This is a genomic window from Marinobacter sp. RI1 (assembly GCF_041155085.1).
Lineage (GTDB): Bacteria > Pseudomonadota > Gammaproteobacteria > Pseudomonadales > Oleiphilaceae > Marinobacter > Marinobacter nauticus.
Window position 1 is genome coordinate 806,032 of the sequence record NZ_AP031605.1, and the last position, 25,160, is coordinate 831,191.

Below are 25,160 nucleotides of genomic sequence, written 5' to 3' on the forward strand. Positions count from 1 at the left end.
CGCCCACCCCGGTATCAATGCGTTGGCTTTACTGAGGGATGGTCTGTCCTGAAGACCGGCGCAACTGCTCCATAGCACCAAGACTGGTAAATACTTCCAGGCTACTGACTGGGCTGGCGCCTGCGTCGGCCCCGACATAGTAGTCCGGCATATCGATGGTTACGTCCTTCAGGGCCGGGTACATTACCTGGGCGATATCGCGCTGGATTTCGGCCATATAGATATCCCGGGCGGCCTGTTTGGCCAGCAGGTGTGCCTTGGCGACTTCGGCTTCCGCCAGGCCTTGCTCACGAATGGCTTTTGCAGCGTAGGTGGCGGCTTCGGCATTGGCTTTCTGGATGTCTCTCTCAGCAACCGAGATTTCCAGCTGCTTCTGTTTCTCCAGCACGGCTACGGCCTTTTCTTTCTCTTTGCGGACGGTTTCCAGTTCTGCCTGCTGACGCTCCATTTCCACTTCTTTCTGCTTGGAAATAATGGCCAGTTCTTTGCTGCGCTGGGCGTCCTGGATGGCCCGGGCCTTCTCGATCTCTTTTTCCAGCTGCGCGGTTTTGGCTTCGGCGCGGGCGGTTTCCTGGGCCTGGATCGCGGTAATCCGCTTGGCGACTAGGTCCTTCTTTTTCACCAGCAGCTCATCCAGTCGCTTCTCGGGCAGCGGACGGCCAATGGTGACCTGGCGTACCTGAATGCCATAAGCATCCAGCGGGTTGGCAATGCGCTTGGCTTGGCCGGAGCTGTCCTGCAGGATGATGTTTTTCCAGACCAGCTGCACTTTCCGCTCCAGCCGGTCGCCGTCGTCGTTGGTTGAAGATACGGCAGCCAGGTCGGTCTGTTCCACTTCCACCTGCTGTCGCTCGGTTTCGTAAAGGCCATTCTGCAACTGGTCTTCCAGTTGAACCTTGAACTTGTTCAGACCACCCTGGAAGAACTCTTCGCCGGTGTACTGGGTGGCGGTCACTACGGTCACGTTTTTGGCGTTCTTGATCAGCAGCGAATCGATCAGGTTGTCGTAGCTACGGAACTCACGATGCATAGCCACAATCTTTTCCGGATCTGCTGACAGTCGGAACCGGAAAGTGGCCGGAATCCGGGCGGTGTAGGTGTCAGCGAACTGCACCTCCACTTCGCCCAGCTGCCGGGTGGATTTGATCTTTTCGCCACTCTCCTGGTTACCGAAACTCAGGGTCATGGCCTGATTGTAGGTATAAACGTTTGAGAAGAACGGTACCTTGAAGTGCAGGCCGGGCTCGGTGAACACGCGGATGGTGCCAAACAGGGTGTCCTGAACCACATAGGTGTAGCCCAGCTCCGTGGTAAAAAAGGAAGACATGGCCAGGAAGACCGCGAACAGCGAGCTTGCGATGGCCAACAGATATTTTTTCAGATTATTCAGAACAGCAGAGAGCAGTTTCTCTGTCCGTGAGATTGCCGGGGCGTCCATTCGATACTCCAGATGGGTTCTTGGGGCGGCCGAATGTACCGGAATGGCAGAAATAGTGTGTAGGAAGATGGGTCATATTTTTGTAGGAAAAGTCTGTATGTGGCCGACAGTAACGTCACTGGCTTGAGAGCGCCATGGAGCGGTGGTCGTCCGGGCGCCTACATTAAAGCCGGCCCGTAGGTTAGACTGGCCGGCTTTAAACTGGCGTAAGGAGCCCAACATGATCTGGACCGTATACCTCTCCGGCGAAATCCACACCGACTGGCGCGAGCAGATTGCTGCGGGTGCCGAGGCGGCCGGCCTGCCGGTAGAATTCACGTCTGCCAATACCGATCACGAATCCAGTGATGCCGCAGGTGACTTCCTGGGCAAACCGGAAAACAATTTCTGGCGTGACCACCAGTCGTCCAAGGTAAACGCCATCCGCACCAAAACCCTGCTTGAGCAGTGTGATCTGGCGGTCATCCGCTTTGGCGACAAGTACAAGCAGTGGAACGCGGCCTTCGACGCCGGTTATTGTGCGGCGATGGGCACGCCATACATTACCCTGCATGACGAAGACATTGTGCATCCGCTCAAAGAAGTGGACGCCGCCGCCATGGCATGGGCTAAAACGCCGGGACAGGTGGTAGAGCTGCTGAAGTATGTAACGGCTTAAGAACCGTAATATCGGAATTCTGTAAACAGGGACGTAACAGGGCAAAGGACTATGCCACTCTGCAATACCACCCGTGTCAGGGCGATGCCTCTGGCATTCAGTTTTATTGTTGTATCAATCTTCCTTTCAGCGTTTGGGCATGCCAGTGGCCGGCCGCCGGCTCTTCCGCTCGCCAATGTCTACCATCCCGGGGTCAATCTGGAAGAGTACTGGGTCAGTGAAAAGCTGGACGGTGTCCGGGCATTCTGGGATGGCGAGACGCTCTGGTCTCGGGGCGGGTACAGGTATAGCGCACCGGCCTGGTTTACCCGTCAGTTTCCCGCTCAACCCCTGGATGGCGAACTCTGGAGCGGTCGTGGCCGTTTTGCGGAACTATCTGGCGTAGTCCGCAAAGTTCAGCCAGTAGACCAGGAATGGCGTCAGGTGCGCTTCTACGTATTTGATTTGCCCGAGCCAGATCGGCCTTTTGAGCAACGCTATAGACGCTTGCAACAGCTGGTGACCGCAGCAGATTCGCGTTATTCGGTACTGGTGGAACAGCGGGTAGTTGCCAGCCACGATGAGCTGATGGCCCGGCTTGAGCAAACGGTCGCGGCCGGTGGTGAGGGACTGATGCTGAAACGCCGCAAAAGTTGGTATCAGGCGGGCCGTTCAGATGACCTGCTCAAAGTGAAAAAACATCAGGATGCGGAAGCCACAGTGGTTGCTCATCTTCCCGGCAAGGGCAAGTATGAGGGATTATTGGGGGCACTGGAGGTAGAGCTGGAAAGTGGTCGCCGGTTCCGGCTTGGCACCGGGTTTACCGATGAGGAGCGGCACAATCCGCCTGCTATTGGCGCCCGGGTTACGTTCCGCTATCGCGGCCTCACGGCTACAGGCTTACCCCGGTTCGCCAGCTTTCTAAGAATTCGTAATGACGAACCGGAGGGTATCGAATAGTTCAGCCTGCCAGCGCCTTCTTACTCTCGGCGAGTTCCTCGAGGGTGCTGTATTCACACTCGTTTTCAACGATAAAGCTGCGGCCTGAGTCGATCAGGATGTTGTCATCGCGCATGAAGCGACGGCCCAGCAGCACCGGATAAGAGAACTTGCCCCGATCCGTCAGTGAAAACTGGGTTTCATGGGTTTTGCCGCCAATACAGAAGTCCATTTTTATCACGTATCGGCGTTGTGACGGCGCGCCCTTGCGCTTGATCAGTACGGTCCGGTATACCGGCCGTTCGAATTCGAGAATCACTTCTTCGTGATCAATATCCCCTTCACTGGGCTGGTCTTTGTGGTCGCCCAGTGGAAGTTGGAACCGGACCCACTCTTCATTGTCCTTCTCGAACGGTTCAACATTGACCGCATGCAGTGAGGAGGTCTTGGCACCGGTGTCGAGACGGGCTTTCAGGCGTATGCCGGTTTCGCCCATTACCACCCATTCCACGAACCCCATAACCTCGGGTTCCGGTGTGGCCTCTTCTGTGCTTTCGGCCGATGCCGGAAGCGCGGAGAAAATCAGGCTTGTCAGAGTGAGTAAGAGAACAGCAGATCGCATTAGATGCTTCCTTGTATTTTCCCGGTTAAACGACAAATACGGTTCGAAAGCGTATCAGGATTCCCTCTCTGTCGCCCTTGCCGGCAGATTAAACTTCCTTGAGCCGAAGCGTTGGCAGCCATTCGCCCGTGAGCCGTATTCTGGCCCGATTATCGCCATAGCCATTGTCCCTGGCAGGCGTACACTGGAGTTATCAACAGGAGAATGATGATGGCACCTCAGGTCTCAACCGGGCGAATCCAGCAACAGGTAGCGGCCATCGCCAGTGGTTTTCTTGGCGACTGGCTGGAGCATCGTGGCAATGGTCTTGCCGTTCCTATGTCTGTATTTGCCGGAGATACAGAGCTGCAGGTAGAGAAACCGGAACCCGAGGTGCCCGGCCGTACCCTGTGCCTGTCGATCCACGGCCTCATGGAACTGGAGTCGGTATGGGATTTTCCCTCGCGACCGGGTTACCACTATGGCAGCTACCTTGCGGAACAGCTTGGCGATGCCAGCGCCCTGAAACTGCGTTTCAACACCGGTCGGCCGATTTATCGTAACGGTCAGGAGCTGGCGGCCCTGCTTGAATCCCTGGTCAGTAACTGGCCCGTTCCGGTGCAGCGGTTGATCCTGATCGGGCACAGCATGGGCGGATTGCTGATTCGAAGTGCCTGCCACTATGGTCTGGTGAATGGGCACTCCTGGGTCACACGGAACCCGGATTGCGTGTACATCGGTTCGCCACACGATGGCTCCTGGCTGGCGGTTGGTGCCCACCGGGCGGCCGGCTGGTTAAACCGGAGATCCCGGGACTATCTGAGGGTGATTGGTGAAGTGATCGACCTGCGTAGCGAGGGTATCCGTAACCTGTCCCGGGGCGATGTCCTGGAACCCGGTGTGGAGCCCCAGCCACTGTTACCGGAGGCCCGGCATTATGTGATCAGTGGCTTGCTCCTGCGCGGTCAACAACACCCTGTGAACCTGCTCTTTGGTGACGCCTTGGTGCAGCAGGCCAGTGCTGAAGGCGCTGGCCAATCCGGCTGGCAGCTGGCGGGCTGTGCGAATGTTCCGGGTGTGGATCATATCCGCCTGGCTCACCATACATCGGTGTGCCAGCAACTGGAGGACTGGTTGGTATGAACAAGGTTAATGGCGACATGCACTGGTGGCTGGGCCTGGTAGATCTTCTCGCTCACGGGGTGCAACACAGCGCGGTGAAGCTGCAGCGGGTTCATTTGTCGGTGGCCGAAGAAAGCTTTCGGATACTGGAAACTGTGCCGGTTACCCGGCCCGGGGCGAGAGTGGTTCGGGTATGGCACCACGGCATTTCCCGGCTGAGTTATGGCAGTGTGGCGATGGCGGGAGCGGCCGTGACGCGGATTACCGACGGTTATCTGCGGGAACGAGATGACAGGAATGTGAATAAATCTTAGTCCGGTTTTAACCCGGTACCCCTGAATTCTTCTGTAGGCTGGTTTTACGCAATCGGGAAACAGGATTTCCGATTGATCGTTTCGACGAATGGAAAACCCAACCACAGAGGAAAACGCGTTATGAGCTACAAAGCTGGATTTGCGTGTGCAACTGTTCTGACTGCTGCCGTCTTCACTGCCCCTGCTGTCTGGGCCCAGGATAATGTCAGCCGCGACAAGTCAGGACCGTACATCAGTGGTAGTTACGGGGGATACAAGGCCCACGGCGGCGAATTCGAGGACGAGAACGATCTGCTTGGTGCAGCTCTGGGCTATCAGTTCAACGAATTCTTTGCCCTTGAAGCGGAGTATATCGATTTTGGCAACTTCGGCGATGATGACGTGGAAGGTAAGCTTAAAGGCGCGGGCCTGAGTGCCATCGGTCGCCTGCCACTGACCGACAGCTTTGGCGTTTATGCCAAGGCCGGTGCCTTCGCGTCAGCGTTTGATGTTGAAGCCTTCGATGAGGATGAAACCTACGATGAGGTGAATCCGTTTGTCGGTGCTGGTGTCGACTTCCGGGTAACCGAACAGCTGACGGCGTTTGCTGAGTACAACCGCTACAACGTCGACATCGACGAAGACGACTTCAACGGCCAGGTAACCAACGACGGCCCGGATTTCGATACCGGTCGGGTTGGTCTGAAGTTCCAGTTCTGACACTGACGTCAGTTCCAGAAAACAAAAGCGCAGCCCGTAGAGGCTGCGCTTTTTTTATATTCGGGCTCGGTGAGAATTACTGCTGATTCTCAAGCTCGCCAAAAGTATCGGCAAACAGGGCCGACGAGAGGTAACGCTCGGCCGAATCCGGCAATACCACCACGATGTTTTTGCCCTGGTGTTCCGGCTGTTTGCTGACCCGAACCGCGGCCACCACCGCTGCGCCGCAGGAAATGCCGCACAGAATGCCCTCTTCCCGCATCAGGCGATGGGCCATGGCCATGGCGTCCTCGTTGGACACGGCTTCTACCTGGTCAACCAGATCAAGGTCGAGGTTCTTGGGAACAAAGCCGGCCCCGAGACCCTGAATCTTGTGGGGAGAGGGTTTGATCTCGTCGCCCCGCAGTGTCTGGGCGATGACCGGGGAATCCGCGGGCTCCACCGCCACAGTGGTAATGGCTTTACCTTTGGTCTGTTTAATATAACGGGAGACGCCGGTCAGGGTGCCGCCGGTACCAACGCCGGAAACAAAGATATCCACTTCACCATCGGTATCCTCCCAGATTTCCGGGCCGGTGGTGTCTTCGTGAATCTTCGGATTGGCGGGATTCTGGAACTGCTGCGGCAGGAAGTGGTTGTCCGGGTCGGAGGCGAAAATTTCCTCAGCCTTGGCGATGGCGCCCGGCATACCCTTGGCGGGTTCGGTCAGCACCAGTTCGGCCCCCAGGGCCTTGAGAACCTTGCGCCGCTCCAGGCTCATGGAGGCCGGCATGGTAAGAATCAGCTTGTAACCGCGGGCAGCGGCAACATAGGCCAGGGCAATGCCAGTGTTACCACTGGTGGGCTCGACAATAGTCATGCCGGGTTTCAGGGTACCGCGTTTTTCGGCATCCCAGATCATGGCGGAACCAATCCGGCATTTGACCGAGTAGGCCGGGTTCCGGCCTTCGATCTTGGCCCAGATCGTTGCGCCATCGTTTACCCGGTTCAGCTTCACCAGCGGTGTGTTGCCGATGGAAAGGGAATTGTCGTTATAGATACGTGCCATGTTCTGCTCCTGTTCCTTATGTCTTGCGTCCGGTCTGTCTTGCTTCCAGGCGGTTTCGACCATTGCCCTTGGCGGCGTAGAGCGCCTGGTCGGCCAGCCTCAGATACTCTGCCGGAGAGCCGGTCGGCTTGGGCACGCCATAGGCGAGGCCAATACTGACCGTCAGCTCGATCGCGCTGCCCTGACAGGTATCGCACTGCCGGTTGGCAACCGCTGCCCGGAAACGTTCCAGTCGCTCCATGATATCGGATGCGTCTTCGTAACTGGTGAAAATTATGAATTCCTCACCGCCAAAACGCGACAACCGGTCGGTTTCCCGGCGGAAGTGCTCCCGCATGACATCGGCCAGAGCCTGAAGGCACTGGTCTCCGGCTTCATGGCCCCAGGTGTCGTTGATTTTTTTGAAGTGGTCGGCATCCACCATGGCCACCGCGAATCCGGTTTTGTGGCGCTGGCACCACTGGAAGCTGTGCGGGAACTCGCGGTCGAAATAGCTGCGATTACCCAGTTGGGTGAGGTTGTCGGTTACGCTCAGTCGTGACAATGCTTCGTTGGCGTCGGCCAGCTCCCGGTTCAGCCGGCCGAGCTTGCGATTCCAGTACACCAGCAGAGCCGTTATCACAAGGCCGGCAATCAGAATCTGCCAGAAACGGGTGTAATCAACCCGTTCCTCAATCCGGAGATTACGCCAGGTACTCTCCAGGTTTTCCCTCTCCTCTCGAGTGAGGCTGGAAACCAGCCGCTGCATGATGTTGTGCAGTATAGGCTCGTCATTTCGAGTAGCAATGGCCAGAGACCAGTCGGCAGGAACCCGGCCGATCACTTTCAGGTCGGCCAGGCCGAGTGACTGCATGTAATAACTGGCGGTCGCCAGCGTGGTGATGTAGCCGGCCAGTTTGCTGTTTTGCAGCTGCCGTAACCCTTCTTGCTCGGAGCCAACCGGAACGAGCTGCAGCGAGGGGTAACGTTGCTTGAGGAGCTCGGCAAACGCGTAGCCGTCGACCACGCCAACGGGCCTGTCGCCCATGTCACTCAGCCGTTCGATAAACGGTGCCTCAATACGCCCCATGATGACATTAGGCACTTCAAGGTAGGGTGTGGTGAAGTTCATGTAGCTGGTGCGTTCCGGGGTTTCCATAGCCATAGGGAACATGTCACAGCGGCGGTCGCGGGCGGCGTCAATGGATTCCCGCCAGCTGTCGGTTGGCACCAGCTCGAAATTGAGGTCACCCCGTTCCCGGAACAGCTCCAGTACCTGGGCTGAGAGTCCAACATGCTGGCCATTCTCGACGGCTTCCAGCGGGCTCCAGTCTGGATCGACACAAATACGGACTCTGCGATTATGCTGTTGCAGCCAGTCGGCTTCCGTTTCATTCCACTCAATTCGGCCACCTGACTGGTCAGCCCGGCGGGCCGTGGCGCCGAGCCAGCGGGTTTCGATGGTTCTCTGCTCGGTGGGTGAGATCGACGCCAGAGCCTGGTTCAGGATATCCGCCAGGGGCGACAGGGTCGGTCGGATGCCGAAGCGCAGATCCTCTCCGGTAAAACCGGGAAGTACCAGTTCGCCGGCAATACGCACGCCGCTGATGCCAAGTTCATGTATCCAGTAATTGCCCGAATGCAGGGCATTGATCACTACATCCACGTCGCCCTTCGCCAAGGCGTGGAACATAGGCTCCTGGGTGCTGAAGGTGAGCAGATTTTTTGTGCCCAGAATCTCTTTGACGGCCTCTTCGTAATAGATGCCGGCACCGATGGCCAGGCGGTAGTTTCTCAGGTCTTCCAGCCGGGTGTAGTTCAGGCTGTCACTGCGGGTAAATATGACATTGGGGATAGTGTGATAGGGCTCGGTGAAACGGGCAAAGGCTTCCCGTTCCGGGCGATAGGACATGTTTGCCATGATATCGATATCGCCGTTCTGCAGCATTGGAATCAGCTCGTCCCACTGGCCGCGTACCGGAATGATCTGCAGGCCGGTAAGGTCGGCCAGACGATCCATAACGTCCACGCTCAGTCCCAGGGTTCGGCCGCCATCGGTAAAGCTGAACGGAGCATAATCGTCCATGAAACCCACTCGAACCGGCCCGAGGGTGGCCAGGAACTGCAGTTGTTCGGAACTTAAGGGCAGCCTGGCGGATCGTTCTGTGGAAACGCCACCGAATTCCTGCCAGCGCTCGCGCAGATTACTCAGGCGACTGGCCGGAATGGCGTCGAGGCCCGCCTGTAAACGGTCCAGCAAGGCCTGGTCGCCCATTCTGACACCAAGGCGGAAATCCTCCCGCGATAGCTGGTCGAGGGGCGCTGGCCCGGCCATTTCCAGAAAGCGGAAGCCGGCCCGGTTGGCCAGATACTCCATGGTCAGGCGTGGGCCAACGGCCACATCCACCCAGCCAAAGGCCAGAGCCCGCACCAGGCTGGGCAAGGTATCGTAGGTCTGTATGGTAAGGTCTTCGTCCTGCAGCCGATCCAGGTAGTAAATATTCTCCACCACGCCGATCCTAAGGCCTTCCAGGTCCGTCAGATTCTGGATTGGGGGCAGGTAACGGGCGCTGTCCCGCATCAGGTAGACTTCGCGAAAATGGTAGGGTTCGGTAAACAGGATCTTTTCAGCCCGCTCCGGGCGCCAGGAAATACCATCAATGGCGTCCAGATCGCCCCGGAGGAATGCCGCGTAAATGTCTGGCCAGCTGCCGGCCCGGAAATCAAAGGTCAGGTTGGCGTTACGTGCGACTTCCCGCAGGACGTCGATGGAAAAACCGGTCGGAGTGCGCCCTTCGAAAAAAGTGTATGGCTCGTTATCGGCGACCACGCCGATGGTAATCACCGGTGGCTTGTCAGCAGGAGCCTCTGCCCGGGCGAGTCCGGCAACAACCAGCAACAGCATCAGGGCCAGGAAAGGCAGCCGGGATACGACTGTGACCGGGCGCTGTAGCGTTGAAAACGTGGGGAATGTCAAAATGAACCTTCCATGTTGCTTACCGCGACAGTGTAGTTGCAAATCGTAACCTCTGACAGTCATAACTGGCCAGAATTCATACAGTCTTTGTGAAAACTTCAGCGAGGAACCGCAGCCCATGGCAGAACAGGCGTTTGATTGGCAGCACACACCCGCCGCCGTCTGGCGGAGGCACCGTTCAGGCTTGCGGGCCATTCGCCGGCTGGACCCGGTGCAGTGGCCGGCGCTGACCGGCATTGACCACCAGAAGCAGGCGCTGGCACGGAATACCGAACGATTTCTGGCGGGTGAACCCTCCAATAACGTCCTGCTCTGGGGATCGCGGGGGACGGGCAAATCTTCGCTGATCAAGGCCTTGCTGAACCGCTACTGCGATCAGGGCCTGCGCATGATCGAGGTGGACAAGGACGACCTGGTCAACCTGCCGGAAATCGTCGACGACATCTGCGAGCTGCCGTTCCGGTTTGTGATCTATTGCGATGACCTGTCGTTCGATGTGGGGGAATCCGGGTACAAGGCACTGAAAAGTGTGCTGGAAGGCTCGCTGGAGCTGCCGCCGGAGAATGTGCGGGTCTATGCCACCTCGAATCGGCGCCACCTGATGCCGGAATTCATGAGCGACAACCTGAAAAGCGAAGTCCGGGATGGCGAACTGCATCCGGCCGAAGCCATTGAGGAGCAGGTGTCGCTGGCGGATCGGTTCGGTCTTCAGTTGTCGTTTTACCCGTTCTCGCAGGATGTCTATCTGCAGGCGGTGGATCTGCTGTTTCCCCAGGTGCAAGACCGTGAAGCTCTGCACCTGGAGGCGGTGCGCTTTGCCACCGGTAAGGGCGTGCGCAATGGCCGCACCGCCCAGCAGTTCTACCGCCAGTTCGCCGGCGACCCCCGGTTCTGCTGAACCGCTACTGCCGGCGGGCCATACGGATGAAGCGATGATGGATGGTGCGGATGCCAATAAACACCAGCACCATCACCACCGGTATGGCCAGGCCTGTCACCAGCGGTTCGTTGATGGTCAGGCCGGTGCCCGTCAGGGCGTCCAGCCCCAGTTTCAGAAGGCCAATCAGGTAGTAGGAAATGGCCACCACGGAAAAGCCTTCCACGGTATGCTGCATCATCAGCTGAATGCGGGAACGCCGGTCCATGGAGCTGAGCAGTTGCTGGTTCTGGCTCTGGATGGCCAGTTCCACCCGGGTGCGCATCATTTCCGAGGCCCGGTCGACCCGGCGTGACAGATCTTCCAGGCGCTCGTTGACGGCTTCACAGGTTTTTACCGCCGGAGTCAGTCGCCGGGTCATGAATTCGGTGATGGTCAGGTGGCCGGAGACTTCATCTTCCCGCAGTTCCTCCAACCGGGTCAGCACCAGCCGGTGATAGGCCCGGGTTGCGGAGAACCGGAAGGTGGTATGGGCACGGTAGGCTTCGATTCGGGCTGCTATGTTGGTCAGCTCGGCCAGAATCTGCTGTTCATCCAGGCTCTCGTTGTCCGCCAGGGACTGGGTGATACGGGCGAGCTGCTGGTCCATGTCGTTCAGGGAAGGGGTTATCTCCCGGGCCACAGGTAAGGCCAGAAGGGACATCAGGCGATAGGTCTCGATCTCCATCAGGCGCTGGATCAGACGACCGAGCTGGCTGTTGGACATATGGTGGTTCAGTACCATGAACCGCCCGAAATTGTCGCTGTGCAACTGGAATGAGCCCAGTACCCGAGCTGCGCCTTCCTGCGGGCTGCTGCCCACCAGGCGCATGCCTTCAAAATGCTTACGCATGAAGGCCAGCTCGCTGCGGGCGTCCTCCGAAGAGGAGCGCACCTCAACGTGAAAGGCGCCCACCACGGTACCCTCCAGTTGCGACAGCCAGCCGTCGGGCAACAGGCTCAGGCCGGTTTCGGCAAACGGATCCGCGTCTGAATCGGCCAGATTGATGAAGGTGTAGGAGGTAAACTCCATGTGCACTTCACGCCGGATGCGAAGCTTGCCGAAGCTCTGTTCGTAGCAGCTTACCTCTTGCTCCGGCCAGGGTTCGCCCAGCAGCCGGTGCAGTTTCTGGAGATGTTCAAACTGCCGGGTTCGCTGTTCCGGTGTGGTGATCACCGCAATCTGGGTGACCCGGGCATGGGGCGGAATGATCTGGAACGGTCGGGAATGCAGTTCCTGATACAGATCCGCCCGGAGCGGGTGAAAATCCAGGCTGTTGGTGTCGGCACTCACGGTGATGTCCTTGCTTTGGCCTCGGTAGCGGGGATGATAACCCGGAAACAGACCCCGTCAATGCCACTCTGGTGCTGGTTTCTGGCCTCTACCCGGCCACCATGGTAGTCGGCAATCAGTCGCACGATCAGCAAACCCTGGCCAAGGTGCCCGTCGTGAGCGCCGCTGCGTTGCGAGACGAAAGCACCGAAAATATCGACGCCGTCATGGTCGGGCAGTCGGGAGCCTTCGTTGAACACCTCGATCAGGTAATGGCCATCGCGAGTGTGCAGGCAAACATCAATGCCGCCGCCTTCCGGTGTGAAGTCCCGGGCGTTGTCGACCAGCTTGTCGAGCATCTGCACCAGCATTTCCGGCGAGCCGTTCATCACACAATCAGAAGTAGGGCCTGAATAAACGATTCGATGCCCGGTATCCAACTGCTGGTACGCGGAGGTGGCTTCGGCCAGCACCCGGGCCAGATCGAACGGCTCTTTTTCTGTGTCCTCAAAGCTCTGCTCCAGCCGGGCGGCTTCGCTCATGCTGTGCAGGATACGTCGCAGGCGCTCGGTGGCGGTAGCTGCACGCTCCAGGTATTGCTGCCGTTCGTTCTCGGCGACTCCCTGGGCCAGGTTCTCAAGGGAAGAACGCACCACCGCGACCGGGGTTTTCAGCTCGTGGGAGAGGCGTCTGGAAAAGCTCTCCAGATACTGATTGTAGTTTTGCAGGCGGGCTACCATCTGGGAAAAGTGCTGCTGCAGTTGCCCGAGTTCGTCCCGGCTTCGGGGTGAGGGAATGGCGGCCAGAATGCGACCATCGTCATCGACACTGGCCTCAACCAGTGCCTGCAGCCGCGTAATGCGCCAGGAGAGCCAGCTGGCATAACCCAGAAGCACCAGCATCAATGCCAGAATGATCAACAGGCTCCGGGCCAGAACGCTCCCCAGGGTTGAACCGGACAGGGTCAGTAACTGATCCAGGGACTGCTCCAGTAACAGGATTCGGCCGCCGAACAACTCATGCCGCGTGGCCAGCCAGACCGAGCCATCGTCGTGCCGAACCAGACCGTTGTCGGGCAACCGCGTCATCTCCAGCCGATTGTTTTCCTTCGGCAAGTGCATCGGTTCCGGCTGATACAGGCGAATCAGCCCACTCAGTGCGTTGAGGCTGATCTGTTCCAGAATCTGCCCGGGGGACAAGTCATCAAACACCGAGGCTGGGGCTGGCGCAGCGACCCGACTGTGGGCCAGTATCCAGGACCCCGGTTCCAGTACTGTGGCCTGCTGTCCGGGGCTGATCTGACTCTTCAGCAGGTGCTCCAGACGGTTGTCCTGTTGCACCAGCAGCGGTGGTGGCGCCAGTGTTGTGCCCGTGTTGTTGTTTGGCTGACCTTCCCTGGTGGCCTGAAAGCCAAGCCGGCTGCCTGGTGATGGCAAGGGGAGTTTAAGTTCAAGTTCCCAGCTTGCGCCTTTGTCCTGCCAACTGGCCTGTAGCCGGTGATCTCTGGCTTGTGCTGGCTCAGCCCGATACACCGGCACGTCACCGGGGGCCACGGCCCGGATAAACCAGCGTTGGCCCTGGTTGTGGGCGCCCAGTTCTCGCGCCGGTGCCTGGAGCCATAATTCAAAGCGTTCATGGGCCTGGTCCGGGCGGGCGGGATTATAGAGCGCCAGGCCCTGATCCAGCCGCTGGATCAGCAAATACAGGAACTGATCATCGTGACTGGCCTGCCAGCGTATTGGGGATGCTGCTGTGGCGTCGGTTTGCCAGGGGGCAGGCTGATCGCCCTCGTCGAATCCGGGCCACTCATGGCCATAGCCATCGATGGTGATGGCTTGGTCGGTGCTGCCTGCGTAGATGGCGGTCTGGTCCGCGGTGATCGGGGTGTCCAGCAGCCGGTCGCCGGCCACGTCTGCCAGGCGGGTGCCCTGGGCCTGAAGCTGCTGCAAGGCCTGTTGGCGCAGGGCATTGTCCAGTTCCAGCACGAAGCGCAGCCCTGCCCAGGGAATCAGCAGCATCAGCAAACTGGCCAGCAGCAACTGCCGTTTCAGGCTCAAGGTTCAGACCTCACGGGCATTCCAGCGGTAGCCCATGCCATAGGCGGTCTGGATGCCGTCGAACTGGTCATCGAGCTGGCTGAATTTGCGGCGGATGCGCTTGATGTGGGAGGTCACGGTATTGTCATCGAGCACGGTGCTGGCAGCTTCCATCAGTTGTTCGCGGCTGCGCACATGGCCCGGGTGCTGAACCAGGGCATGCAGCATCCAGAATTCGGTCACGGTCAGGTCCACAGGCTGGCCCTGCCAGACCACCGTCATCCGGTCCACATTCAGGGTCAGCTTGCCCCGCGTGAGGATGTCATCGGGTTTCTGCAGCGCTTCGGCCCAGGCTTCCGCGCGTCGCAGCAGGGCGGTGATGCGCGCCAACAGATGCTCCAGGCTCATGTCTTTAGTGACGTAATCGTCGGCACCCAGCCTCAGGCCATGCACGGAGTCGATGTCGCTGTCGCGTGCGGTCAGGAAGATAATCGGCAAGGTGGCAGACAGGCTGCGCAGATCCTGGCACAGGGTAAAGCCCCCCTCGGCTTCCTCGCCCAGCCCGACATCGATAATGGCCAGATCGGGCAGGCTCTGGCGCAGCACCTGCCAGGCCGCCGGCCGGTCGCCGTAGGTGGATACCCGGTAGCCCCGGCGTTCGAAGGCCGAGCGATAGTTGTCGCGAATGCCGGCTTCATCCTCAATCAGGACGATGTGCTTCTTCATGGTCGGTTCAATCTGCCTTGTTGACGAAATCGCAGTGCCATTAAATCACGCTGACCATGGCATACAAGCGATGTCGAAGCCATTGCCATAATTCATCATTTTTCATCGTCAGCCTGCCGGATTCTGCCATCGGGTTGCCCCGTGGCCGAGCTGAAATAGTGGCATTACCATCAAGACAAGGAAAATCCAATGATGCTGCTATCGCTGCTTGCCAACCCGGTCGTTCGGCCCGAATGTCACCAACCGTCCTTAAAGCCGTCGCTGTCGACCCGGGCCAGACGAAAGATGATCCGCTGCGCCGAGGGCATCAGCCTCTGGCTGGCCATGGTGTTGATGTTGTTTGTGCATCCGTTGTATGCCGAGGCCCGCGCCATGGAATCCGAGCAGCCCGGGCAGCTGTATCTGGTTGATCGCAAAAGTGCATGGCAGGAACCGGCCCTGGTACTGGACAGCCGGTTTGACGTGCAGGTGACCGGGTTGCTGGCGCAGACGCACCTGACCCGTACCTTTCGCAACACCAGCGATGTCTGGCAGGAAGGCCTGTTTGTATTTCCGTTACCGGAGCAGGCCAGTGTCTATGGCCTCACCATGACCGTTGGCGAGCGGCGGATTGTGGGCCAGCTACAACCTCGGGCCCAGGCTCGCCAGAACTATGAAAAGGCAAAGCAGGCTGGCCAGAAAGCGGCGACCGTGGAGCAGAACCGGCCTAACCTGTTCACCAGCCGGATTGCCAACATCGCACCGGGCGAGGAAGTGACCGTGGAAGTGCAATATCAGCAGCCGGTAAACTATCGTCATGGCGAATTCGAGTTGCGTTTGCCTACCACGCTTACACCCCGATACATGCCTGGCGCACCTGTTTCTGCGCCCGCCAGTGCATGGCAATCCGGCTGGTCATTACCCACCACGCAAGTTGCCGACGCCGATGAAATCAGTCCGTTTACGGTGCTTCCTGACGATGTAAACGCCGGCAGTCACCGCGCGACCATTGCCCTGGAGATCGAAGCCGGGTTACCAGTAGATGAGGTGACCAGCCCCAGCCATCCCTTGCAGGTAGAGCTGCAGGGTAGCCGCGCAAAAGTGGCGCCGGAACAGGGGCCGGTATTGATGGACCGGGATGTGATCGTGCGCTGGCGGCCCGCCGGCAGCCAGGCGCCGACGGCGGCGTTGTTCCATCAGCAATGGCGAGGCGAGGATTTTCTGATGGCCATGGTCATGCCGCCGGCGACCACCGGCCAGGTTCTTCGCCGAGAGCTGCTGTTTGTTATTGATACCTCTGGCTCCATGGCCGGGGAGTCTATCCGGCAGGCTCGTTCGGCTTTGTTGCGCGGGCTCGATACTCTGCGCCCCGGTGACCGGTTCAATGTTATCCAGTTCAACAGCCAGGCCCATGCCCTTTATCCGCAACCGGTGCCCGCCAATGGCCACTATCTGGCACGGGCGCGTCGTTATGTGCAGGATCTGGACGCCGATGGCGGCACGGAAATGGCCGGTGCGCTGTCACTGGCGATGGGAATGAACAGCTCGGAGCCGTCCGGCCATGTGCAGCAGATGGTGTTCATGACGGACGGGGCCGTCGGCAATGAATCGGCACTGTTCGATCAGATCCGCACCGGGCTTGGAAACCGCCGGCTGTTTACCGTCGCCATCGGTTCTGCACCAAATATGCATTTTCTCCGGGAAGCCGCGCGCTGGGGCCGGGGCCAGTACACCGCGGTACACAGCGCAGCGGAAGTGGATAAAGCCCTGGGTAAGCTGTTTGCCGCCATGGAAGCGCCGGTGATGACGGATGTCGAGGTGCAATGGCCCGGTACTGTTGCACAACCGGTCCCGGCCAAACCGGGGGATCTGTTTCATGGTCAGCCTCTGGTGCAGGTGGTTCGTGGCGCACCGGCTGAAGGGGAGCTCACGGTCTCTGGCCGTTTACCCGGTGGCCGGTCGTGGCGCACCAGCCTGGATCTTGCCAGTGCTGCGCCGGGCAAGGGCCTGGACCGACAGTGGGCCCGGGGGCGCATCGATGCAGTGATGGACAGCGCGCGCCTGGCGGGCACTGAGCCCGATGAAGCGGCCATCGTCGAGTTATCACTGAGCCACGGTGTGATGTCGCCGTTCACCAGCTTCGTCGCCATTGAGGAGCGTGTATCCCGACCAGAGGGGGAATCCCTCAATCAGGAGGCCGTGCCCACCTTGCTGCCGGCCGGCAGCCAGCCCGGAATGCTGCGTTACCCGCAAACTGCCACCTTCGGTCCGTTGCTGACCGCCCTGGGGCTGGTGGGGCTGATGTTCTCGCTGGCCATTGTCATGCTCAGCCGGAGGCAGTCGCTATGAGCCGTGCGTTGCTATTGTTGGTGGGTTGTTCCGCCACCCTGCTGGTCTTTGGTTTGTGGATTCCGTTCAAGGCACTGGTGGCCCAGGAAATGCTGGAGTTGGCCTGGGCCGAGAGCCAGGCCCGACAGAGCGAGGCGAGGCCCTGGCCCTGGGCCGATACCTGGCCAGTGGCGAAGCTGGATATACCGGAACAAGGCGTGTCCATGATCGTGCTGGAGGGCGTTCATGGTGAAAGCCTTGCGTTTGGTCCGGGGCGGGTGCCCGGTAGTGAAGGCCCCGGTGCGCCGGTGGTGCTCGCGGGCCACCGTGACACTCACTTTCGCCATCTGCAGCATCTGGAACCGGGCGATGCGGTCAGGCTGCAGGGCATGGACCGGCAGTGGCGACGTTATCAGGTGACTGCCACCCGGGTGGTGGACAGTTCCCGGGAGTCCCTGGATACACGGTCTCTGGCCCGGGATACCCTGGTATTGATCACCTGTTACCCGTTTGACAGCCTGGACGCTTCCGGCACGTTGCGTTATGTGGTGGAGGCAAAGCCGGCTTACGGTATGGAACAAATTGATACTGTCGCCGCTCTGTGATGTTGGCGTACACTTGTGCGCCAAAATGCAGTGGATCGGATCAAACAGAATGTCACAAGTTCGAAAAATCCTGGCCTGGCTCAGTGTTCCTGTCGTATGCCTGGTTATGATGTTGCTCTACCTCTTACGGCCTTTCAATCCTGACAACAACCGTATCCTGGGCTGGGTCGTGGCAAGAGTCGGCCGATGTATTCTGGGAATGAAGCGCCCCCTCTACGGCGCTGAAAACATGCCCAAGGATCGGCCGACCGTGATTATCGCCAATCATCAGCAGAACGATGATCTGTTTGTAATGGGTGATTTGCTACCGCCGCGTGGGGTGGCGGTTGGTAAATCTTCACTGGTTTGGGTGCCATTCTTCGGGCAGGTATTCTGGCTGGGAGGCAACATCATCCTGAATCGCGGCCGTGCGGCGAAAGCTGTGGCCACCATGCAGGCCACCAGCGACGCCATTAACCGGGAACGCAAGAGCATCTGGGTGTTTCCGGAGGGAACCCGCAGCCGTGGCCGTGGCCTGGGTAGCTTCAAGAAAGGGGCATTTCACATGGCCGTTGCCGCTGGCGCACCCATCACCATGGTGTGTGCGGGCGAATACCATGGCAAATCCAGAGGCTGGACCGGACGACGGGAGCCTGTGCCTTTGCGGATTCTCCCGCCAGTCGAAACACAGGGCATGACCAGCGAGGACATTCCCGAATTGATGCACCGTTGTCGCCAACAGATGGAAGAGGCCATTGCTGACCTCGCACTTACCCACGGAACTGCTTGAACAGCCAGTGAAAACAGGGCAGTCTTTCGGACGAAACTGACGCTGATTCTGGACATCTGGGGAGTGACATAATGAACCTGATCTGGTTTCTGATCATTGGTGGTCTGGCCGGCTGGCTGGCCGGACTGATCATGAAGGGCAAGGGCTTTGGCGTGTTGGCCAACATTGGTATCGGGATTGTCGGCTCGTTTATTGGCGGCTTCCTGTTTGGCCTGTTGCAGTTGTCGGCCCACGGTGCCATTGGTCGCCTGGTTACCGCAACAGTCGGGGCCGTGCTGCTGCTGGCCATCGTCAACAAGATCAAGAAGGGCTGACATGATCGTACCTGTCACTGCTGTTTTTGCGGCTGTCACTGGCCTGCTGTTGCTGGTGCTGTCGGCTCAGGTGGTCAAGTACCGGCTGAAATACCGCAAGGGTCTGGGCGTCAATGAGGATCCGGAGTTCGAAGCTGCCGTGCGGGCCCACGCCAATCTTGTGGAATACGCACCGCTGGGTTTGATCATGCTCGCCATTGCCGAGCTCAATGGCGTTTCCGGTTCGCTGATCTACTGGACCGGGATGGCGTTGGTGGTCGGCCGCATTCTCCATGCCTGGGGAATGATCAACGGCAAGGGCGGGCCTCATTGGGCACGCATGATTGGTATCCTGCTAACCTGGCTGGCGATTCTGGTTGCGGCACTGTTGCTGTTCTGGAACGTCTGGCAGGTATATGGCTGAAACAGTGTCCAGCCATTGAAGAACGGGGCCTTGGGGCCCCGTTTGTGTTTCTGTCGATTACAGCGCCCGGGCGACGTCCAGGCTCAGGTATTCCAGTTCCACACGCCGGTTGGCGGCGTGGTCCTCCGGCCGGGTCAGCGGGCGATCCGAGCCCCAGGTGGCAAGCAGGATGGACGATTGAGACACGCCTTCCTGAATCAGTAGCCGGGCCACAGCGTTGGCTCTGAGCCGGGCCAGAAACCGGTTGTATTCGGCAGAGCCAAAGTTGTCGGCATGGCCGTGAATGCGAACCTGCATGCCGGGGTGCCCTTTGATATAGGCCGCGTGCCGCTTGAGGATATCGATATCCGGGGCATCCAGCGTGTGTTTGTTGAAACCGTAGTGGAATCGGGTACGGTGGGGGCGGTCGGCGTCGGCCGACAGTTGCCCGTTGGCGCCCGCGAAGGCCAGGGCGGCCTTGGCCAGCATATCGGGGTTGTCCAGAACAAGTACGGTCATTTGCTGCTTCCTCGAGTCGAGTGCCCGGCGTTTTTTGTTATGTCCCCTTCACTATTGATGTCAGAGGCCATAACGGCAATTGGCGAATGGTCGATAGCCGCCCGGGTTCTATAGCTACCGATTGAATGGCATTTGTGTGACTGTGTGATTACACCGGGAAAAGAAGGCCCCGCTGTGGTAAAAAGCAGCTTTTCAGGGACAGATTATGATGAATTGTGACCGCCCATGCTGATTATTCCTGCCGAGAATGCCGTAAACTGGAAACGCCCACCCTGGGTAACCCTGGGCCTGATCATGGCCTGCCTGCTGGTCTTTCTGTTCTACCAGGGCGGAGACGACCGCAAGTTCGAAGCCGCACTGGAAGACTATCTGGAGAGCGATCTGCTGGCCCTGGAGGCCCCCGCCTACGAGGATTACCTGCAGCGGGAAATCCAGTTCGAAGGCAGCCAGCAGCGGGTTCTGGAGTTGCAGGAATTCCAGCAGCTTCAGGAAAATGAGGAGGCACTCTGGCAGGCGGTGACGCTGCTGCTGGATCGTGAGTTTTACCAGTATCTGCAGCAGAACCGGGATCTGATCTGGGCCCCTGCCCAGCGCAACCTTTGGCTGGAGCAGCGCTTGGCGATCGAGCAACAGTGGATCAGCCGGATGAGTGCCTATCAGTTGGGACTGGTGCCGGCAGAGCTCTCGTTGTACACGCTCATTACCTACCAGTTCCTGCACGGCGGCTGGGGCCACATTATTGGTAACCTGCTGTTCCTGTTCCTGCTGGGTTTTACCGTGGAAAAAGCGCTGGGCCCGGGGCGCTTTCTGGTGGCTTATCTGGTGTGCGGTGCTTTGTCCGGCCTGGTATTCACCGCCTTTTCCATGGGTAGTCAGGTACCTCTGGTGGGCGCGTCCGGCTCCATTTCCGGGTTGATGGGCATGTATGTGGCTATTTACGGGCTGCAGCGCATTCGCTTCTTCTACTTCCTGGGCGTTTACTTCAATTATTTCCGGGCACCGGCCATCGCCATGCTGCCGGTCTGGCTGGGCAAGGAAATCTATGACTACTGGTTTGCCGGTGCCACCGGTATTGCCTATATGGCCCATGCCGGTGGCCTGGCGGCCGGTGCAGGGTTGGTTTGGCTGCTGGGCCAGAGCTGGCTGCAGGTGAAAGAAGAGTTCTTCGAACCGGAGCAGGAAGAACAGGACGAACAGTTCACCAAGGCCTATGGCCAGGCCATGGCCAGCCTTGGCCGCATGGAGTTCGATCTGGCCCGGCGCCAGTTCGAGGCGTTGCGGGAGCGTTATCCGGAACGGCCCGTGCTGCTCGAGCACCTGTATCAACTGGCTAAATTAAGGCCGGACCTGGACAGCTACCGGATGCGTGCCGAAGAAATGATGGCCGATGCCATCGCCCGGCGGCAGCCGGAACAGATGGTGGATGTCTGGCAGGAGTATCTGAGCAAGGGCGAGGCCTATCATCCGTTGGCACCGGAGGCGCACAATCGTGTGCTGTTCGCCAGCCTGAAACGCCATGATTTCAAAGCCGCAGAGAAGGCGTTTGAACGCATGCGAGCCAAGGCCGAACCGGACATGGTGAATGAAGCCTGCCGGCTACTGGTGGCGGAGTTCGAGAAACTGCAGATGGAGCCGAAAGCGCGCCATTACCGGCAGCTGTTGCAGGTTCACGGCTGAGGCGTGGCAGGCACGCCCTCAGTCTGAAACCTGAAAGCTCGCTTTTGGCCCTTTCAACGGTTGTTGGTTCGCCGCCTGTTCCAGCCAGACATCAATATGCTCGTGGGCCGGATGGTTCACGCAGCGCTTCTTGATGAACGACAGGAAAGCACTGGCTTTTTCCCATTGCTGCAGGCCATTGGCCAGGGCCTGGGCCACAATCAGATAGGCGGGTGCCAGCTGCTCGCTGTCCGGGAAGCGTTTGTGGAAATCCTGCAGTAAACGGATGGCCGCTTTGTGGTGGCCCCGATGGTACAGGGTGCCGGCACACTGCACCGCCAGTTCCGGGTCGTCCAGCTGGAACTTCGGCTCCACCATCTGCAGCGTCTGTAACAGTTGATTCAGCCCGTCTCCATCATGCCGTTGGGCCAGCCAGGCCATAATCCTGGGGTGGTAGCGGTACAGCTCTTCGGCATCATTGCGGGCGGTCAGCAGCTGGTAAAGCTGGCCGATGCGGGCAGGGTTGGTCCGGTCCCGTTTGAGGGCTTCCTTGAGCATGCTCTGCACACGGTCGTAGTTGCCATCCTTCAGGTTCATATCCAGATCGGCATCAAACCGGCTGCTGCGATCCCGCTGGTGTTGGTCGGTTTCCGAGATCTCGTCCTGAAGGTCTGAGGCAAAGCCGAGTTCTTCCTGATACTGGAATAGCAGATAACCCAGCATGTGAAACAGGATCAGGGTAAAGGTACTGTTCAGGAAACCGGCCAGCGGTTGGGCCACCCACATGGGGAAATGATTCACGGCAAAGTCCTGCGCCGCGCCGGAGGCCAGGGTGAGCAGAATCAGGTACCCGTAAAGCAGGAAGTAGGGCGTGCCGATGCGCGAGATCAGCACCGCCAGGTTCATGGGGTTTACAGCTGCGCCGACCGAGCGCTCCATGGCCAGTACCATGATGCTGGCCGGCAGTGCCAGCACTACAAACGCCACCGCAAGCATCATCAGTATCGGCCCGCCCAGCATGGCGGCGGCGCCTACCAGGCCGCCCATAAGCACAAACACCAGCAGTTGCAGCACCACAATGTCAAAACCGCTGCCGGTAAACGCCACCGACACTGCTGGCGGTTTCAGATGGCCTTCAGCGGTGTGATTGATCACCGCATAGGTGTACTTGAACAGCGCCAGCGCCAGCACCAGCCAGATGATCAGGCCAATAATATTGGCTGGCGCCACTACAGGAACCAACGTGCAGATGGCGATGACAATCAGCGGATCGGTGTGGAAGGGGTAACGGAAAAAGGCCCCGACCCGCTGCCAGAAGGGCACCACTTCGGTGGCTGCGCCCAGATAACGCATGGCTTTACTGCAGCGGGGACAAAGCCCCCGACGCTGGCGGGTATCGGCATCCGGCATACAACGGCTGCAGTAGTGCATCTGGCATTCGCCACAATGCCACTTGGCAGGGTCGCCCGGATGGTAATGACAATCGTGCTTCACGTGAGACAGTTCCTGATCCGTCAGAAATCAGCCGCCAATCATGACAGAACTCGACAGTTGCCGCACCCGCTGTGTTCACAGTTGGGTCTCGGTCCGCCTTGTTGTCGTGACGATGGTTATATCTACGCATCTGCCGGGTATGTATGTGAACCCCTGAGCCTTCGCTACGTATCATCACCCTGTAAGGAATATCTCGGAATAACCTTATAAGCCCATGGTTCCTTCAGCCGATAACCTGTTTACCGTTGCTCAGGAGATGACTCAATGCGAACACGTTCTGCGATTACCGGTGTCATCTTGTTGGTGATCGGTCTGTTGGTGTCTTTACCGTTGCTGGGCCATATCACCCGTGATGGCGATTACTACGGCTTCAAAACTAATATTGAAGTACCTCCGTTACCCGGGTATCAGCGTGGCAGCGAGGAGATTCGGCTGGTGTTTTTCGGCTACCAGCATTGCGGCACGGTCTGTCCGCTGCAACTGGTCAACTTGAAGGAGCTTCACGACCGAATGGCCGACGAACCGGTGCGCTTCGTATTTGTAACACTGGATCCCGAACGAGACAGCCAGCAGGAGCTTGACCGGATTATGGCCAGTATGGGCGAGGGTTTTCAGGCCGTCCGGCCCGTATCTCAGGCCGCTGCGCAAGAACTGGCGATGGGGTTTGCCGAATATGCCGCGAAAGTGGGTAACGGTGATCAGTACGATTTCGACCACAGTGCACGGATTTACGCCGTCACCGCAGATAATCGGCGCCATTTGCTTTACAGCTCCCCGGCGCTGGATCTGGCCCGGGTTGAGCAAGACATTCAGCGGCTTCTGTCGCAATTTTGAGGGTTTCAGCCGTGGCAAACAGCATTGCGATTGACGATCTGGCGAAAGAACAGGCGCTGGTAACCGACCGCCAGATGCTCTTTATTCTGTTGGCCCATGTGCCTGTGGTGGGGCTGTGGGTGCCCTGGGGTTATGGTACCCATGGTTTTGCACTGGCGGCTTCGGTGTTGGTGGGTGTGGTGGCACTGGCGGGCTACTACCTGCTGCGGGGCACCCGGGCGAGTTCGGTTCTGTTCGCGGCCTGCCTGATGCTGTATTCGGCCATTATGATTCAGGCCCAGATGGGCCGTATCGAAATGCATTTCCACATCTTCTCGGCCCTGGCTCTGGTGATCATTTACCGGGACTGGGTGCCGGTTGTTGCTGCGGCCGTCACCATTGCCGCCCACCATCTGTTATTGACCGCTTTGCAGCTTTCAGAAGCTGAGGTGGGCGGAATGCCATTGATGATTTTCAACTATGGCTGTAGCTGGGGTATCGCCTTCCTTCACGCCGCCTTTGTGGTGTTTGAGGCCGGCATTCTGGTGTTCTTTGCGGTGCAGATGAAACAGGAGAGACATCAGGCATTTCGCATGATGGCCATTGTCCGCGACTTTGACCGGGAACATGATCTGTCCGGCCGCCTGCCCGCCACAGACGGTAACGCCAGTGCCAAATCCTTCAACGACATGATGGAAAAGTCCTGCGAGCTGATCCGGCAAATGCGAGAGTTCTCGCTGGAGCTGCGTCGGAATTCCGAACAGCTGTTGCGGGCGAGCGAGAGCACTCGTCGATTTGTAGATGAGCAGCAACAGCAGGCTGATCAGGTAGCCACCGCCACCAACGAGATGTCGGCCAGCGTGCAGGAAGTGGCGCACAATGCTCAACTGGCGTCGGAAGCCGCCAGCGATGCGGCGGATTCCGCTTCCGCAGGCAGCCAGGCCATGACTAGTGCCCGAACCATGACGGATGCAACCAACAAGGCACTGGAAGACAGTGCCCGAATGGTGGAACAGTTGGCAGGCAAGGTGGAATCCATCGCGCGGGTTACCGGTTCGATTCACGATATCTCCGACCAGACTAATCTGCTGGCGCTGAATGCGGCTATCGAGGCAGCCCGGGCAGGAGAGCATGGCCGCGGATTTGCTGTGGTCGCCGATGAGGTTCGATCTCTGTCGCGCCGCACTCAGGAATTCACCGAGGAAATTCGTGCCACAGTGGATGAGTTGAAGAACCTGTCCGAGGCCACCACTGCCGCCATGGAAATGGGGCAGACGCGCTCCACAGAATCCAACCGGGCGATTCAGCAAGCCGCGGAGGCTATTAACCGCATTGAACAGGCCATTGATTCGGTCAGCAGTATGAACAACCAGATCGCGGCGGCCTGCGAGCAACAGGCAGCCACGTCGTTGCAGATCAACGAGAACATTCATGCGGTTGCGACCCGTAACGCTGAGGTGGCCAAAGAGGCCGACAGTGTGCAGAACATGGCGGGTGAGCTGGAGAACAGCGTGGTCCGGGTGGACGAGTTGATCAGCCGCTACCGGTTGCCCTGAAAACCCGTCAGAAAAATTGATCTGGGTTCTGCAGGATCTG

23 protein-coding genes are annotated in these 25,160 nt (G+C 58.8%); 14 read left to right on the forward strand and 9 right to left on the reverse strand.

Features of this window, described 5'->3' with window-relative positions:
- Nucleotides 1-28: 28 nt before the first annotated feature.
- The gene (locus ACAM27_RS03570; RefSeq protein WP_369612570.1) at nucleotides 29-1,438 is read right to left on the reverse strand and encodes an SPFH domain-containing protein; all 1,410 of its coding nucleotides are present in this window, start codon (nucleotides 1,436-1,438) and stop codon (nucleotides 29-31) included.
- Nucleotides 1,439-1,658: 220 nt separating this feature from the next.
- On the opposite strand from ACAM27_RS03570, the gene ACAM27_RS03575 reads away from it, so the two are divergent.
- Together ACAM27_RS03575 and ACAM27_RS03580 are read left to right on the forward strand one after the other, a co-directional pair.
- On the forward strand, nucleotides 1,659-2,096 hold the full coding sequence (locus ACAM27_RS03575) for a YtoQ family protein (RefSeq protein WP_011787103.1): 438 nt from the start codon (nucleotides 1,659-1,661) through the stop codon (nucleotides 2,094-2,096).
- Nucleotides 2,097-2,147: 51 nt separating this feature from the next.
- On the forward strand, nucleotides 2,148-3,035 hold the full coding sequence (locus ACAM27_RS03580) for a DNA ligase (RefSeq protein WP_369612571.1): 888 nt from the start codon (nucleotides 2,148-2,150) through the stop codon (nucleotides 3,033-3,035).
- Between the two features lies 1 nt (nucleotide 3,036).
- Here ACAM27_RS03580 and ACAM27_RS03585 read toward each other — a convergent pair whose 3' ends face one another.
- Entirely contained in the window at nucleotides 3,037-3,636 is a 600-nt protein-coding gene (locus ACAM27_RS03585) for an ATP-dependent zinc protease (RefSeq protein ID WP_011787101.1), read from the reverse strand.
- Nucleotides 3,637-3,840: 204 nt separating this feature from the next.
- Here ACAM27_RS03585 and ACAM27_RS03590 point away from each other — a divergent pair, with 204 nt between their 5' ends.
- The 3 genes from ACAM27_RS03590 (at nucleotide 3,841) to ACAM27_RS03600 (ending at nucleotide 5,750) form a co-directional block, all read left to right on the forward strand.
- Entirely contained in the window at nucleotides 3,841-4,758 is a 918-nt protein-coding gene (locus tag ACAM27_RS03590) for an esterase/lipase family protein (protein WP_369612572.1), read from the forward strand.
- A complete protein-coding gene (locus ACAM27_RS03595) occupies nucleotides 4,755-5,051 on the forward strand; it encodes a hypothetical protein (RefSeq protein ID WP_011787099.1) in 297 nt (98 codons plus the stop codon). Before ACAM27_RS03590 ends, ACAM27_RS03595 begins: the two co-directional genes overlap by 4 nt.
- 120 nt (nucleotides 5,052-5,171) lie before the next feature.
- Complete coding sequence (locus ACAM27_RS03600; RefSeq protein ID WP_011787098.1) at nucleotides 5,172-5,750, forward strand: outer membrane beta-barrel protein; 579 nt, start codon at nucleotides 5,172-5,174, stop codon at nucleotides 5,748-5,750.
- 76 nt (nucleotides 5,751-5,826) lie between these two features.
- On the opposite strand, the gene cysK is transcribed toward ACAM27_RS03600, so the two are convergent.
- Together cysK and ACAM27_RS03610 are read right to left on the reverse strand one after the other, a co-directional pair.
- Entirely contained in the window at nucleotides 5,827-6,798 is a 972-nt protein-coding gene (gene cysK / locus ACAM27_RS03605; protein WP_011787097.1) for a cysteine synthase A, read from the reverse strand.
- A 16-nt stretch (nucleotides 6,799-6,814) separates the two neighbouring features.
- The gene (locus tag ACAM27_RS03610; protein WP_236078939.1) at nucleotides 6,815-9,754 is read right to left on the reverse strand and encodes a transporter substrate-binding domain-containing protein; all 2,940 of its coding nucleotides are present in this window, start codon (nucleotides 9,752-9,754) and stop codon (nucleotides 6,815-6,817) included.
- A gap of 118 nt (nucleotides 9,755-9,872) precedes the next feature.
- On the opposite strand from ACAM27_RS03610, the gene ACAM27_RS03615 reads away from it, so the two are divergent.
- A complete protein-coding gene (locus ACAM27_RS03615) occupies nucleotides 9,873-10,652 on the forward strand; it encodes an ATP-binding protein (RefSeq protein WP_011787095.1) in 780 nt (259 codons plus the stop codon).
- 4 nt (nucleotides 10,653-10,656) lie between these two features.
- Here ACAM27_RS03615 and ACAM27_RS03620 read toward each other — a convergent pair whose 3' ends face one another.
- Genes ACAM27_RS03620 through pdsR form a run of 3 tightly spaced genes read right to left on the reverse strand, consistent with a single transcriptional unit; the run spans nucleotide 10,657 to nucleotide 14,705 of the window.
- Entirely contained in the window at nucleotides 10,657-11,964 is a 1,308-nt protein-coding gene (locus tag ACAM27_RS03620; protein WP_369612573.1) for a DUF3422 family protein, read from the reverse strand.
- Nucleotides 11,961-14,000: a proteobacterial dedicated sortase system histidine kinase gene (gene pdsS, locus ACAM27_RS03625; RefSeq protein ID WP_369612574.1), complete on the reverse strand. Its 2,040-nt coding sequence runs from the start codon at nucleotides 13,998-14,000 to the stop codon at nucleotides 11,961-11,963. Before pdsS ends, ACAM27_RS03620 begins: the two co-directional genes overlap by 4 nt.
- Nucleotides 14,001-14,003: 3 nt before the next feature.
- A complete protein-coding gene (gene pdsR / locus ACAM27_RS03630; RefSeq protein WP_369612575.1) occupies nucleotides 14,004-14,705 on the reverse strand; it encodes a proteobacterial dedicated sortase system response regulator in 702 nt (233 codons plus the stop codon).
- Between the two features lie 189 nt (nucleotides 14,706-14,894).
- On the opposite strand from pdsR, the gene ACAM27_RS03635 reads away from it, so the two are divergent.
- The 5 genes from ACAM27_RS03635 (at nucleotide 14,895) to ACAM27_RS03655 (ending at nucleotide 19,103) form a co-directional block, all read left to right on the forward strand.
- Nucleotides 14,895-17,033 carry a marine proteobacterial sortase target protein gene (locus ACAM27_RS03635; protein WP_369612576.1) on the forward strand — a complete coding sequence of 713 codons (2,139 nt, stop codon included), beginning with the start codon at nucleotides 14,895-14,897 and terminating at the stop codon, nucleotides 17,031-17,033.
- The gene (locus ACAM27_RS03640; RefSeq protein ID WP_023012123.1) at nucleotides 17,030-17,617 is read left to right on the forward strand and encodes a class GN sortase; all 588 of its coding nucleotides are present in this window, start codon (nucleotides 17,030-17,032) and stop codon (nucleotides 17,615-17,617) included. Before ACAM27_RS03635 ends, ACAM27_RS03640 begins: the two co-directional genes overlap by 4 nt.
- A gap of 49 nt (nucleotides 17,618-17,666) precedes the next feature.
- Nucleotides 17,667-18,386, forward strand: coding sequence for a 1-acyl-sn-glycerol-3-phosphate acyltransferase (locus tag ACAM27_RS03645; RefSeq protein ID WP_022993254.1), 720 nt, complete (start codon nucleotides 17,667-17,669; stop codon nucleotides 18,384-18,386).
- A 71-nt stretch (nucleotides 18,387-18,457) separates the two neighbouring features.
- The gene (locus tag ACAM27_RS03650; protein WP_011787088.1) at nucleotides 18,458-18,700 is read left to right on the forward strand and encodes a GlsB/YeaQ/YmgE family stress response membrane protein; all 243 of its coding nucleotides are present in this window, start codon (nucleotides 18,458-18,460) and stop codon (nucleotides 18,698-18,700) included.
- Between the two features lies 1 nt (nucleotide 18,701).
- On the forward strand, nucleotides 18,702-19,103 hold the full coding sequence (locus tag ACAM27_RS03655; protein ID WP_011787087.1) for an MAPEG family protein: 402 nt from the start codon (nucleotides 18,702-18,704) through the stop codon (nucleotides 19,101-19,103).
- A gap of 57 nt (nucleotides 19,104-19,160) precedes the next feature.
- Here ACAM27_RS03655 and ACAM27_RS03660 read toward each other — a convergent pair whose 3' ends face one another.
- Complete coding sequence (locus tag ACAM27_RS03660; protein WP_369612577.1) at nucleotides 19,161-19,601, reverse strand: OmpA family protein; 441 nt, start codon at nucleotides 19,599-19,601, stop codon at nucleotides 19,161-19,163.
- Nucleotides 19,602-19,826: 225 nt separating this feature from the next.
- Between ACAM27_RS03660 and ACAM27_RS03665 the strand changes: the two genes are divergently transcribed.
- On the forward strand, nucleotides 19,827-21,278 hold the full coding sequence (locus ACAM27_RS03665; protein WP_369612578.1) for a rhomboid family intramembrane serine protease: 1,452 nt from the start codon (nucleotides 19,827-19,829) through the stop codon (nucleotides 21,276-21,278).
- A gap of 18 nt (nucleotides 21,279-21,296) precedes the next feature.
- Here the strand turns inward: ACAM27_RS03665 and ACAM27_RS03670 are convergent, their stop codons facing one another.
- Nucleotides 21,297-22,751, reverse strand: a complete 1,455-nt coding sequence (locus ACAM27_RS03670; RefSeq protein WP_183577623.1) for a hypothetical protein — start codon at nucleotides 22,749-22,751, stop codon at nucleotides 21,297-21,299.
- A gap of 264 nt (nucleotides 22,752-23,015) precedes the next feature.
- Here ACAM27_RS03670 and ACAM27_RS03675 point away from each other — a divergent pair, with 264 nt between their 5' ends.
- Both ACAM27_RS03675 and ACAM27_RS03680 read left to right on the forward strand, forming a co-directional pair.
- Nucleotides 23,016-23,585, forward strand: coding sequence for an SCO family protein (locus ACAM27_RS03675; RefSeq protein ID WP_023009437.1), 570 nt, complete (start codon nucleotides 23,016-23,018; stop codon nucleotides 23,583-23,585).
- An 11-nt stretch (nucleotides 23,586-23,596) separates the two neighbouring features.
- Complete coding sequence (locus ACAM27_RS03680) at nucleotides 23,597-25,120, forward strand: methyl-accepting chemotaxis protein (protein WP_023009438.1); 1,524 nt, start codon at nucleotides 23,597-23,599, stop codon at nucleotides 25,118-25,120.
- Nucleotides 25,121-25,160 lie beyond the last annotated feature (40 nt).